10 protein-coding genes and 1 pseudogene are annotated in these 12,409 nt (G+C 61.1%); 10 read left to right on the top strand and 1 reads right to left on the bottom strand.

The window, feature by feature from the left end:
• Positions 1-88: 88 nt before the first annotated feature.
• The 3 genes from rpmE to ACR52_RS09185 all read left to right on the top strand — a co-directional run bounded on the left by rpmE (position 89) and on the right by ACR52_RS09185 (position 2,589).
• A complete protein-coding gene (gene rpmE / locus ACR52_RS09195) occupies positions 89-319 on the top strand; it encodes a 50S ribosomal protein L31 (RefSeq protein ID WP_048723245.1) in 231 nt (76 codons plus the stop codon).
• Positions 320-333: 14 nt separating this feature from the next.
• Positions 334-1,140, top strand: coding sequence for a thermonuclease family protein (locus ACR52_RS09190; protein WP_048723243.1), 807 nt, complete (start codon positions 334-336; stop codon positions 1,138-1,140).
• Positions 1,141-1,320: 180 nt separating this feature from the next.
• Positions 1,321-2,589, top strand: a complete 1,269-nt coding sequence (locus ACR52_RS09185; protein ID WP_048723240.1) for a malic enzyme-like NAD(P)-binding protein — start codon at positions 1,321-1,323, stop codon at positions 2,587-2,589.
• Between the two features lie 211 nt (positions 2,590-2,800).
• Here the strand turns inward: ACR52_RS09185 and ACR52_RS09180 are convergent, their stop codons facing one another.
• Complete coding sequence (locus tag ACR52_RS09180) at positions 2,801-5,263, bottom strand: penicillin-binding protein 1A (protein ID WP_408003333.1); 2,463 nt, start codon at positions 5,261-5,263, stop codon at positions 2,801-2,803.
• A 221-nt stretch (positions 5,264-5,484) separates the two neighbouring features.
• Here ACR52_RS09180 and pilM point away from each other — a divergent pair, with 221 nt between their 5' ends.
• The 7 genes and pseudogenes from pilM (at position 5,485) to ACR52_RS09145 (ending at position 12,371) form a co-directional block, all read left to right on the top strand.
• Positions 5,485-6,141 carry a type IV pilus assembly protein PilM gene (gene pilM, locus ACR52_RS09175; protein WP_048723441.1) on the top strand — a complete coding sequence of 219 codons (657 nt, stop codon included), beginning with the start codon at positions 5,485-5,487 and terminating at the stop codon, positions 6,139-6,141.
• The gene (locus tag ACR52_RS09170; RefSeq protein WP_048723237.1) at positions 6,138-6,689 is read left to right on the top strand and encodes a PilN domain-containing protein; all 552 of its coding nucleotides are present in this window, start codon (positions 6,138-6,140) and stop codon (positions 6,687-6,689) included. The genes pilM and ACR52_RS09170 overlap by 4 nt, the downstream gene beginning before the upstream one ends.
• Entirely contained in the window at positions 6,686-7,666 is a 981-nt protein-coding gene (locus ACR52_RS09165; protein WP_048723235.1) for a pilus assembly protein PilP, read from the top strand. Before ACR52_RS09170 ends, ACR52_RS09165 begins: the two co-directional genes overlap by 4 nt.
• 141 nt (positions 7,667-7,807) lie before the next feature.
• Positions 7,808-9,061, top strand: a pseudogene (locus tag ACR52_RS09160) (type IV pilus secretin PilQ); the annotation flags it as partial.
• Positions 9,062-9,065: 4 nt separating this feature from the next.
• Positions 9,066-9,584, top strand: coding sequence for a shikimate kinase AroK (gene aroK, locus ACR52_RS09155; protein WP_034105907.1), 519 nt, complete (start codon positions 9,066-9,068; stop codon positions 9,582-9,584).
• A 125-nt stretch (positions 9,585-9,709) separates the two neighbouring features.
• Positions 9,710-10,810, top strand: coding sequence for a 3-dehydroquinate synthase (gene aroB / locus ACR52_RS09150; protein WP_048723230.1), 1,101 nt, complete (start codon positions 9,710-9,712; stop codon positions 10,808-10,810).
• 10 nt (positions 10,811-10,820) lie between these two features.
• Positions 10,821-12,371, top strand: coding sequence for an SPOR domain-containing protein (locus ACR52_RS09145; protein WP_048723228.1), 1,551 nt, complete (start codon positions 10,821-10,823; stop codon positions 12,369-12,371).
• Positions 12,372-12,409 lie beyond the last annotated feature (38 nt).

Genomic DNA, 12,409 nt, shown 5'->3' with positions numbered 1-12,409 from the left:
AAAAGGTCTGGTAGAATCCGCGGCCTAATTACGTGCGGTATTCGACAATAGTGTCGTGTGGCGGCACGCTAGCCCCGAGGAAGTCTCCATGAAAGCCGATATCCATCCAGCGTACGAAACCATTGCAGTTACCTGCAGCTGCGGCAACAAGTTCGAAACGCGTTCGAACCTGTGCAAGCCACTGGGTACTGACGTATGCAACGAGTGCCACCCGTTCTACACCGGTAAGCAGAAAACTCTGGACACCGGCGGCCGTGTACAGCGCTTCGCAGACCGTTTCGGTGCTTTCGGCAAGAAAGCTCCTGCTGCTGCAGAGTAAGGCTGAAGAGCCTCTTGGGCTTTTCCCAGCTGTTGAAAAAGGCGTCCCTAGCGGGCGCCTTTTTTGTGCCTGCGATTTGGCTGTCGGCTGCGCAGGCCCAGGTGTTTTGCCCCGCGCCGGCGTCCATCGCCCGTGTAGAGGTGCAGCGCGTGGTGGATGGCGACACGGTGCGCCTCAAGGATGGCCGCAGCGTGCGGATGATCGGTCTCAATACCCCGGAAACCGGTAAAAAAGGCCGTGCCGACGAGCCTTTCGCCGTCGCCGCTCGCCAGCGCCTTCAGGCGTTGGTGGCGGCCAGCGACGGTAAGCTCGGCCTGGTGCCGGGCCGCGAGCGCAAGGATCATTACGGCCGCACCCTGGCCCACCTCTATGGCGCCAACGGCGAGAACCTGGAGGCGCAGTTGCTGGCCGAAGGCCTGGGGTTTCAGGTGGGCGTCGCGCCAAATGTCGATCTGGTTGCCTGTCAGCAGGCTGCGGAAAATACAGCCCGCCAGGCGCGGCTGGGGCTCTGGCGGCAATCGCCGGTGCAGACCGTGGCACAACTCAAGCAATCCGGCTTTGCGCTGGTGAGCGGCCGCGTGAGCAAGATCGAACGCAATCGTGGCGGAGTCTGGATTGAGCTGCAGGGCTCACTGGTATTACGTATTGCACCCAACCTCGCCGGTCAATTCGACAGTGCAATGCTCAGTGGTCTGCAAGGTAGCGTTATCGAGGCGCGTGGCTGGGTACAGGATCGGTCTCGACGCGGTGGCTTGAAAAGCGGTCAGGCGCGATGGTTGATGCCGCTGACCGATCCCGGCATGCTCAAATCGACGCTTTGATAAAAATTGTAGACATTTTTTAAGTCGATTGTGAACAGTTAAGCCCTTGTATACCGTGGCTCTTGGCCGAAAGTCGTAGCGCAGGGCCCTTGACACCTGTGACTGCCCAGTCTTGTGGGGACTTTGCGACACGAGTATCCTCGGCGGTCCGTCGACCAACAGTAAAAGCGGAATGCCGATATGTCTGATTTGAAAACTGCCGCTCTCGAATATCATGCCCATCCTCGTCCAGGAAAGCTGAGTGTAGAGCTCACCAAAGCCACTGCCACCGCCCGCGACCTGTCGCTGGCCTACAGCCCTGGCGTTGCCGAGCCCGTACGTGAAATCGCCCGTGACCCTGAGCTGGCGTACAAGTACACCGGCAAAGGCAACCTGGTTGCAGTGATTTCCGATGGCACCGCGATTCTCGGCCTGGGTAACCTCGGCCCATTGGCTTCCAAGCCAGTCATGGAAGGTAAAGGCGTGCTGTTCAAGCGCTTCGCCGGCATCGACGTATTCGACATCGAAGTCGATTCCGAGAGCCCGCAGGCTTTCATCGACACCGTCAAACGCATTTCCATCACCTTCGGTGGCATCAACCTGGAAGACATCAAGGCACCTGAGTGCTTCGAGATCGAAAAGGCCCTGATCGAGCAGTGCGACATTCCGGTATTCCACGATGACCAGCACGGCACCGCGATCGTTACCGCCGCCGGCATGATCAACGCCCTGGAAATCGCAGGCAAAACCCTGGCTGACGCGAAGATCGTCTGCCTGGGTGCCGGCGCTGCGGCCATTTCCTGCATGAAGCTGATCGTGAGCATGGGCGCCAAGCTGGAAAACATCTACATGGTCGACAGCAAGGGCGTGATCCAGTCCGAGCGTACCGACCTGAACCAGTACAAGGCAATGTTTGCCCACCCGTCCTCCAAGCGCACCCTGGCTGATGCCCTTGACGGTGCTGACGTGTTCGTCGGCCTGTCCGGCCCGAACCTGCTGAGCGCTGAAGGCCTGAAGGCCATGGCGGCCAACCCGATCGTGTTCGCCTGCTCCAACCCGGACCCGGAAATCGCGCCGGAACTGGCGCACGCCACCCGTGACGACGTGATCATGGCCACCGGCCGTTCGGACTACCCGAACCAGGTCAACAACGTACTGGGCTTCCCGTTCATCTTCCGTGGCGCTCTGGACGTTCGCGCCAAGCGCATCAACGAAGAGATGAAAGTAGCTGCGGCCAACGCCCTGCGTGAACTGGCCAAGCTGCCTGTGCCTCAGGATGTTTGCGATGCCTACGGTGGCGCCAAACTGGAATTCGGTCGTGAGTACATCATTCCGAAACCAATGGATAAGCGCCTGATCACCCTGATCTCCGACGCCGTGGCCAAAGCCGCAATCGAGACCGGTGTGGCCACCCTGCCGTATCCGAAGAACTACCCGCTGCAAAGCGTGGATGATGTGTTCGGCGGCTAAGCTGTTGTAGCGCACCAACAAAAAGCCCCGGCTCGGTTGAGTCGGGGCTTTTTTGTGGCTGGCGATTCACTTGAGTCTTGTGGAGATCCAAATGTGGGAGGGGGCTTGCTCCCGATAGCGGTGTACCAGTCACAAGATGCATTGACTGACAGTCCGCAATCGGGAGCAAGCCCCCTCCCACAGTTTGAACCTCATTGACTTAAGGTCGCGGTTAGAACAAATCGATCGGCGCCGCCTCATCCGCCGGCAGCGGGCTGCCCGGTGCAACGCCGTTACCCAGCTCGTTGACCGACGGTGGCGTGTCTTCGCTCTTGAACAGCTCGAAGTACGCATTCGGCGTGCTTGGCGATGCGGCACGGCCACTGACCGGGTCGATCCGTAAGCTGAGGATGCCTTCCGGTTCCGGCTGGGTGTGCAGCGGCTTGTCCTTCAGGGCAGCGCCCATGTAGCTCATCCAGATCGGCAGCGCGACGGTGCCACCGAATTCGCGGCGGCCAAGGCTTTCCGGCTGGTCGTAACCGGTCCACACGGTGGTCACGTAGTCGGCGTTGTAGCCGGAGAACCAGGCGTCCTTGGATTCGTTGGTGGTACCGGTCTTGCCGGCGATATCCGCGCGACCGAGGGCCAAGGCGCGGCGACCGGTACCCTTCTTGATTACGTCTTCGAGGATGCTGTTGAGGATATACGTGGTACGGCCATCAACGATGCGCTCGGCCACGGCTGGCGCTTGTGGCTCGGTTGCAGCCGCGCTGGTCGGGGTTGGCGCGGTGCCAGGGGTCGGCTCGATGGTGATGCCGCCGTTGCTCGGTGCAGCGACGCCATCGGTTGCCGCCACGCCGTTGACCACGTCACCCGGCACGCGTGGCGGGTTGGCGGTGAACAGGGTGTCGCCGTTGCGGCTCTCGATCTTGTCGATCAAGTACGGCGTGATCTTGTAGCCGCCGTTGGCAAAGGTGCTCCAGCCGGTGGCGATTTCCATCGGCGTGAGGGTCGCGGTGCCCAGCGCCAGGGACAGGTTCGGCGGCAAGTCCGATTTGGCGAAGCCAAAGCGGGTCATGTAATCGATAGTTTTGCCTACGCCCATCGCCTGCAGCAAGCGGATCGATACCAGGTTACGCGACTTGTACAGCGCCTCGCGGATACGGATCGGGCCGAGGAAGGTGTTGGTGTCGTTCTTCGGGCGCCAGACCTTGTCCAGGTACTCGTCGACAAACACGATCGGTGCATCGTTGACCAGGCTGGCGGCGGTGTAGCCGTTATCCAGCGCGGCGCTGTAGATGAACGGCTTGAAGCTCGAACCTGGCTGGCGCTTGGCCTGGGTAGCGCGGTTGTAGTTGCTCTGCTCGAACGCAAAGCCGCCGACCAGCGCGCGGATTGCACCGTTCTGCGGGTCCAGCGACACCAGGGCGCCCTGGGCGACCGGCACCTGGCTGAATTTGAGGCTGTCATCCTTCTGGCGTTGCACGCGGATCAAGTCACCCACCTGCGCCACGTCTGATGGCTGCTTGGGCATCGGGCCCATGCTGTTGGTGTTCAGGAACGGGCGCGCCCACTTCATGCTGTCCCACGCCACTTGCGCTTCGCCGGTGCGGGTCAGCACCTGCACGCCGTCTTTCTTCACTTGGGTGACGATGGCCGGTTCGAGGCCGCTGATCGGGCGCTGTTTGCCCAGCTCGGTGGTCCAGGCGCTCAGGGTTTTGCCCGGCAGGCGCGATTCAGGGCCACGGTAGCCGTGGCGCTGGTCGTAGGTGATCAGGCCGGAGTGCACTGAAGTGTTGGCGATTTCCTGCGAGTCGCTCGGAATGGTCGTGGTCACGCGGAAGCCTTCGGTGTAGGCCTCGCTGCCATAACGGCCAACCATTTCGGCCCGTGCCATTTCGGCGATATACGGCGCGTTCACTTCCGGCGTCGGCACGTGGTAGCTGGCGTTCAACGGCTCGGACACTGCGCTTTCATAGGCGGCCTGGTCGATCTTGCCGAGCTTGTACATGCGGCCGAGGATCCAGTCGCGGCGTTCTTTGCTGCGCGCCGGGTTGGCCAGGGGGTTGAAGCGTGAAGGGGCCTTGGGCAGGCCGGCAATCATCGCCATCTGCGCCAGGCTGGCGTCGCGAATCGACTTGCCGTAGTACACCTGGGAGGCGGCTTCGATCCCGTAGGCACGGTTGCCGAGGTAGATCTTGTTGACGTACAGCTCAAGGATCTCGTCCTTGGTCAGCTGACGTTCGATCTGCAGGGCCAGCAGAATCTCGGTGGCTTTACGCGAAAAACTGCGCTCGCTGGTGAGGAAGAAGTTCTTCGCCACCTGCATGGTGATAGTGCTGCCACCGGACTGAATGTGTCCGCTTTTTACCAGCTGTGTCGCGGCGCGCACCAAGCTGCTGGGGTCGACGCCGTAGTGGTTGGCGAAATTATCGTCTTCGGCCGACAGCAGCGCGCTGATGAAATTGGGTGGAATGTCGGCGAAACGAATCGGTGTGCGGCGCATTTCGCCGAACTCCGCGATAAGTTTTTCATCGCTGCTGTAGACCCGCAAAGGAATCTGCAACTGGATACTTCTCAGGGCCTCTACGGAGGGCAAACCCGGACTAAGGTAGAGGTAAGCCCCGCTGAGGACGAGCATCAGCCCGCAGACGACGGCGACAATGGAGTACCCGAAAAACTTCAGCAGACGAATCAAGGCTTTTGGATTTCCAGAGAAAAGAATGAGTTAGGCGTCGGGGCATGCATGGCAAACGATGGATCGACCCGAGCTGCAGAAAAAAGCGGGAAAAAACGCTGGGCATTAAAGCATTTTTCGCCTTGGGGCGTCATTGGCGCGGCTTAAACAAGTCGACCGAATGCACGGTTCGCCAGCGGCAATCAGGCGGTATGACAGAGAAAGTTTTGGGGAGTTTTATGAGAAAGGGATTTTTCAGGCGAAAAGTCGACACCGTACTCGGTGTCGACATCAATGATACGGGCATCAGGCTTATAGAATTAGGGCGTTCAGCCAGCGGTTACAGCGTGCAAAGCTATGCCACACAGGCGCTGCCGGCCCATGCGGTGGTCGATGGCACAATGCTCGACCTCGAAGGTATAGGCCAGGCATTACACCAGGCGTTTTCCCGATTGCGCACGTCGGCCAGGCAAGCGGCGATTGCCGTCGCGGGCCCTTCGGTTATCGTACGGGTGATCGACATGGACGCCGGGCTCACCGACGAAGAGATGACCTGGATGATCCAAATGGAGGCCGACCAGTACATTCCTTACCCGTTGGACGAGGTGGCCCTGGACTTTCAGGTACGCGGGCCGTCTGCCCAGGACCCGGCTCGGGTCGAGGTGTTGCTGGCGGCATGCCTTAAGGAGCAGGTCGAGGCCCGCGAGGCGGTTTTGGCCCTGGCCGGGCTGGTGCCGCGGGTGGTGGATGTGGAAGGGTTTGCATTGGAGCGCGCTTGCCGTCAGGATTTCGCCAGCTTCACGCTGGGCCTTCGAGTTGACGGTGCGCAATGGGCCGTGGATGCCCGAGTGATGGGAGTGGCTTGCGGGTTGGCCCTGAGGAGTTTCGCTGGATGACACGAATCAATCTTTTACCTTGGCGCCAGGCGCTGGCGGAACGGCGGCGCAAATATTTCCTGATGCTGCTGCTGGCGTTTGCCTGCGTGGCGCTCGCGGCCGTGTGGCTGGCCGATCAAGTGATCGACCAGGCGATCGACCGGCAGGTGACGCGTAACAATCACGTGGGCAAGGAAGTCACCGTCCTCGACTCGCGTATCAAGACCATTGACGATCTGCAGGAGCAAAGCCAGCAACTGGCGGAGCGCATGAAGGTTGTGCAGGATTTGCACGATGCCCGCCCGGCCAGTGCCCAGCTATTGGATCAGTTGGCCCGCGCGGTGCCCGATGGGGTGCACCTGCATGAAGTCGTGGCCAAAGGCGATACCGTGAGTATCAGCGGCAGTGCTGAATCCAGCCAGGATATCGCCCAGCTCATGCGCCGCCTGGAAGCATCCCAAGGCGGCCACGCCACCCGTCTGCAGCATGTACGGGCGGAAGGCGAGCGGGGCGGCAACGCGTTCCAATTGATGGTGCGCCAGGGAGAGTCCACCGAGGCCCAACCTTGAGCCTGCCCAGGCTCGAATTTTCTGCGATCTCTCACCACGCTGCAAAATGGCCCTTGCCTGGCAGGGTACTGCTCGGCTGCGCGCTGGCCGGGCTGGTACTGGTGGTGGGTGACGTTTTGTACCTGAGCTCGTCACGGGAGCGGTTACAAGCGCTCGAGAAGCAGGAAATGGCCCTGGAGCAGCAACGCCTGGAAAAGGTCGAACGGGTCGCCAGCCTTGAGGCACGAACCCACTCGTTTGAGGTGACGCAACAGCGCTTTGCCGGGCTCTTGCGGTCGTTGTCCGTCGCCTCCGAAGTGCCGGCACTGCTTGAGGACGTTGCCCGGTTAGGGGCTGCCAGCGGTTTGGCCATGGACGGTATCGTCTTGCTGGATGAGCAACCTCGGCCACTGTATATCGAGCAGCCTTTGCAGATGGCTGTCACGGGGGAGTATCACGACCTGGCGACGTTCTTGAGCGCCATGGCTGGGCTGTCGCGACTCGTCACGGTGCATGAGGTTGCGCTTCGAACTGACGGAGAGCTGCTGCGCCTTGATCTAATGGCCAAGACCTATCGGCGCACTTCGCAAGGTGCCCAGCCGGATGAGTCTGGTCCACCCGTCGAGCAAGGGCCGCGCTTTGTCTACGATTCGTCCGGCCTGCGCGATCCGTTCCGGTCGCCCGCGTTGCAGACAAGTCACACGCGAGGCCGGCTGGCCCTCGCGCCCGATCTCACCCGGCCACGAGGCGTGCTTGAAGGTCTCGCCGTCGAGCAGTTCCAAATGGTCGGCACACTGTCCCGAGGGGTGCAGAAATACGCCCTGCTGCGTGCCACGTCAGCTGTGTATCGGCTGGAAGTCGGTGACTATCTGGGCCCGAACCACGGTCGGGTGACCGCCATTTATGACGATCATGTCGAACTGGTCGAGCTGTTCCCGGATGAGCGGGGCGCATGGCTGGAACGCCCGCAAACCCTCCTGCTAAACGTCAACTCATAACGGAATCAAACAATGAAAAGGACTTTCTCGTCCTTCGGTGTGGCGCTATGGATAGCGTTCACGGCACCGATGGCTGTTGCTGTGCCCAATCGTGTCGACCTGATTCAACTGCCGCCGCCTGGCGGTGTATCGCCCGGCGGCTACACCGGCGACAAACTGAATCTCAACTTCCAGAACATCGAGCTACGCGCTGTATTGCAGCAAATAGCCGATATTGCGGGCCTCAATCTCGTCGCCAGTGATGAGGTGCAGGGTTCGATCACCCTGCGGCTAAAGGACGTTCCCTGGGATCAGGCGCTTGACCTGGTGCTGCAAAGCAAAGGGTTGGACAAGAGAGTAAAGGCCGGCGTGTTGCTGGTGGGGCCGGCCGATGAGTTGGCCGCCCGCGAACTACTGACGCTGGAGTCGCAGCGGCAGATGGCCGAGCTGGCGCCTTTGCGCCGCGAACTGCTGCAGGTCAATTACGCCAAGGCGGCGGACCTGGCCAAGCTGTTTCAGTCGGTGACCGGGCTTGAAGGCGTCACCGATGAGCGCGGTTCGGTGGCAGTGGATGATCGCACCAACAACATCATTGCCTACCAGACCACCGAGCGGTTGGCAGAGCTTCGACGAATCGTGGCGCAGTTGGACATCCCGGTGCGCCAGGTGATGATCGAGGCGCGAATCGTCGAGGCCAATGTGGACTACGACAAAAGCCTGGGCGTGCGATGGGGCGGGCGGCTTAATCGTGGCAACTGGGGTGCTGGCGGTATCAGCAAGCCAACGGCTGAAGGCGCGGAGCCGCTGGAAAATCCGCCCAGCTCGCCGTTTGTCGACATGGGCTCTGTCGCTGGCACCTCTGGCCTGGGCATCGCCTTCATCACCGATAACCTGCTGCTGGACCTGGAACTCACCGCCATGGAAAAAACCGGCAATGGGGAAATCGTCTCGCAGCCCAAGGTGGTTACGTCCGACAAGGAAACCGCGCGCATCCTCAAGGGCACCGAGATTCCCTACCAGGAATCCAGCGCCAGTGGTGCAACGTCGGTGTCGTTCAAGGAGGCCTCGCTGTCACTGGAGGTTACCCCGCAAATCACCCCTGATGACTACGTGATCATGGAGGTCAAGGTCACCAAGGATGAGCCCGACTACCTGAACAAACTCAACGACGTACCGCCGATCAAGAAAAACGAGGTGAATGCCAAGGTGCTGGTCAAGGATGGCGAGACCATCGTCATCGGCGGGGTTTTCTCCAATACCCAAAGCAAAGTGGTAGATAAAGTGCCATTTTTGGGCGATGTGCCGTATCTTGGCCGCCTTTTCCGGCGCGATGTGCTGGCGGAGAAAAAATCCGAGCTGCTGGTATTCCTGACTCCGCGTATTATGAATAACCAGGCGATTGCTGTGAGTCGTTGATTCTGTGCGAAATTTGATTCTTGTAGGACCGATGGGGGCTGGAAAAAGCACCATCGGCCGATTGCTGGCCAAAGAGCTGCGCCTGCCATTCAAAGATTCCGACAAGGAAATTGAATTGCGCACGGGTGCCAATATCCCATGGATCTTCGATAAGGAAGGCGAGCTGGGCTTTCGCGACCGCGAGCAGGCAATGATTGCCGAGCTGTGCGGCTGCGATGGCGTGGTATTGGCGACCGGCGGCGGCGCGGTGATGCGCGATGAGAACCGGCGGGCGCTGCATGCCGGTGGTCGGGTGGTGTACCTGCATGCGTCGGTCGAGCAGCAGGTAGGCCGCACGGCCCGCGATCGCAATCGTCCGCTGCTGCGTACCGCCGACCCGGCCAAAACCCTGCGGGATCTGCTGACGCTGCGCGATCCGCTGTATCGGGAAATCGCCGATCTGGTGGTAGAAACCGATGAGCGGCCACCCCGGATGGTGGTGCTCGACATTCTTGAGCGCCTGCAACGGCTGCCACCCCGTTAAAGCGAGGCCCGAAATGCGCTATTCTCGGCGGCGCGCCATCACCCTCTGAGGTGTGGCGTAGAGCCATCAGGCAGCGTCGGATCTCGACGTTGCCGGTCGTCAATACATCTTCAACGCGGGGACACATGCAGACACTTAAGGTCGATCTAGGCGAGCGCAGCTACCCGATCCATATTGGCGAAGGTCTGTTGGACCAGCCCGAGTTGCTCGCACCGCATATTGCCGGGCGGCAAGTGGCGATCATCTCCAACGAAACGGTTGCGCCGCTGTATCTTGAGCGTCTGAGCCGCAGCCTGGCGGCGTACTCGGTGATCTCCGTGATCCTGCCGGATGGCGAAGCCCACAAGAACTGGGAAACCCTGCAACTGATCTTTGATGGCCTGCTGACCGCACGCCATGACCGCCGCACCACCGTGGTCGCCCTGGGTGGTGGCGTGATCGGCGACATGGCCGGTTTTGCCGCCGCCTGCTACCAGCGGGGCGTGGACTTTATCCAGGTGCCGACTACCCTGTTGTCCCAGGTCGATTCGTCGGTGGGCGGCAAGACCGGCATCAACCACCCGCTGGGCAAGAACATGGTGGGTGCGTTTTATCAGCCGCAAGCCGTACTGATCGACACCGCGACCCTCAACACTCTGCCGCCGCGCGAGTTGTCGGCGGGCCTGGCGGAAGTCATCAAGTACGGGCTGATCTGCGATGAGCCCTTCCTGAGCTGGCTGGAAGAACATGTGGACGCCCTGCGCGCCCTCGACCAGGTGGCGCTCACCGAAGCCATTTCACGCTCCTGTGCCGCCAAAGCGCTGGTGGTGAATGCCGACGAGCGGGAGTCCGGTGTACGGGCCACCCTGAACCTGGGCCACACCTTCGGCCATGCGATCGAAACGCACATGGGCTATGGTGTGTGGTTGCATGGGGAGGCCGTAGCGGCTGGCACAGTGATGGCATTGGAGATGTCGCAACGCCTGGGCTGGATCAGCGCCCAGGAGCGGGATCGCGGTATCCGCCTGTTCCAGCGCGCCGGCTTGCCGGTCATCCCACCTGAGGAGATGACCGAGGCGGATTTCCTCGAACATATGGCGATAGACAAGAAAGTGATCGACGGTCGACTGCGACTGGTGTTGCTGCGCCACATGGGCGAAGCGATAGTGACCGACGATTATCCGAAAGAGATTTTACAGGCCACGCTGGGAGCGGATTACCGCGCCCTGGCCCAGCTTAAAGGTTAATAAGATCCCGATGACTAGTTTGCATGCCGACGAGGCGTTCCTCGGCCATTACCAGTTAAGCCACGACCCATTTGCTCCAAGGGTGCCTGGTTTCAAATTTTTCCCTGCCCAGCGCAAGCCGGTGCTCGGGCAGTTGCATCACCTCGCGCGCTATAGCCAGCTGTTGCTGGTGGTGACTGGCCCGTTGGGCAGCGGCAAGACCTTGCTGCGCCAGGCGCTGGTCGCCAGCACTAACAAGCAATCGGTCCAAAGCGTGGTGGTGTCGGCCCGTGGTGCCGGTGATGCTGCGGGCGTTCTGCGCCAGGTTGCCCAAGCGCTGAACGTGTCCAACGCCGAGCCGAGCGCGATCCTCAAGCAAGTGGTGCAACTGGGCCTGACCGGCCAGGAAGTCTACCTGCTGGTGGACGACGCGGAGCAGCTCGACGAATCTGCTCTCGAAGCGCTGCTTGCGCTGGCGGCGGGTACGCCCGAAGGCCGTCCCCATGTGTTCCTGTTCGGTGAGTCGTCGTTGATCGCCGATCTTGAGCAGATCAGTGGCGATCAAGAGCTGTTCCACGTCATCGAATTGCAGCCGTACGAAGAGGAAGAAACCCGCGAATACCTGGCTCAACGCCTCGAAGGCGCCGGGGCCGGCATCGAACTTTTCTCCGCTTCGCAGATCTCTGATATTCACGAAAGCTCCGACGGCTGGCCTGGCACCATCAACCAGGTTGCCCGCGATGCAATGATCGAAGCCATGATTGCCAGCCGCTCTGCGGTGAAGCGTCCAAAGATGGGGTTTACTATGCCTAAGAAGCACGTATTGGCTATTTCCGCCGTTGTGGTGGTCGCTGTCGCCGCCGCCTGGTTGATTCCAGGTCGCAGCAAGGCACCGACCACGGCCGGCGCGCCAACCGAACAGGCGCAGTTGCCACTGGGCAAACCCACGCCGAACGTTGAGTTCGCCAACTCCGGTCAACCGACCAGCCTGCCGATGGTCGGCCAGCCTGTGATGCGCGGCCCACTCGCCGAAGAAGCCGGTGGTATTTCCGAAGGTGACGACGGCGTTCCGGTGGAAGGCTCCAGCGCCACACCGCCGACCGTGACCACGACCGCGCCGCCTGCTGGCGTACCGGCAGGCCAGCCTGCTGCAAAACCAACACCAGCGCCAACACCAGCGCCGACTGTAGCCACCGCCAAGCCTGTCGCGCCAGCGCCAGCCGCCAAGCCAGCCCCGGTAGCCGCCGCCAAGCCTGCTGAAAAACCTGTGGCCGTCGCTAAAGCCGGCGCCTCTGGCAGCAGCTGGTACGCCAGCCAGCCCACCGGTAACTTCGTGGTGCAGATCCTCGGCACCAGCTCCGAAGCCAACGCCCAGGCGTTCGTGAAAGAGCAGGGCGGCGAGTACCGTTATTTCAAGAAAGTGCTCAACGGCAAGCCTCTCTACGTGATCACCTACGGCAACTTCTCCAGCCGTGCAGCCGCCGATTCCGCGATCAAAGCCTTGCCAGCGAAGGTTCAGGCTGGTAAACCTTGGCCTCGCACTGTTGCCAGCGTTCAACAAGAACTCGCAACAACTCGCTGAAGATCCGGCGGCCTTACCCAGGCCGCCCTCCCGGCACC

This window comes from Pseudomonas fildesensis, assembly GCF_001050345.1.
In the GTDB taxonomy this organism is placed as follows: Bacteria; Pseudomonadota; Gammaproteobacteria; order Pseudomonadales; family Pseudomonadaceae; genus Aquipseudomonas; species Aquipseudomonas fildesensis.
The sequence above is the reverse complement of the archived record's forward strand: the minus strand, read 5'-3'. Positions and strand labels throughout refer to the sequence as shown.

Bases quoted from the DNA above. Each gene is read 5' to 3' on its own strand.
- rpmE (WP_048723245.1), top strand. From the start codon at position 89: ATGAAAGCCGATATCCATCCAGCGTACGAAACCATTGCAGTTACCTGC.
- ACR52_RS09185 (WP_048723240.1), top strand. From the start codon at position 1,321: ATGTCTGATTTGAAAACTGCCGCTCTCGAATATCATGCCCATCCTCGT.
- pilM (WP_048723441.1), top strand. From the start codon at position 5,485: ATGAGAAAGGGATTTTTCAGGCGAAAAGTCGACACCGTACTCGGTGTC.
- ACR52_RS09170 (WP_048723237.1), top strand. From the start codon at position 6,138: ATGACACGAATCAATCTTTTACCTTGGCGCCAGGCGCTGGCGGAACGG.
- aroB (WP_048723230.1), top strand. From the start codon at position 9,710: ATGCAGACACTTAAGGTCGATCTAGGCGAGCGCAGCTACCCGATCCAT.
- ACR52_RS09145 (WP_048723228.1), top strand. From the start codon at position 10,821: ATGACTAGTTTGCATGCCGACGAGGCGTTCCTCGGCCATTACCAGTTA.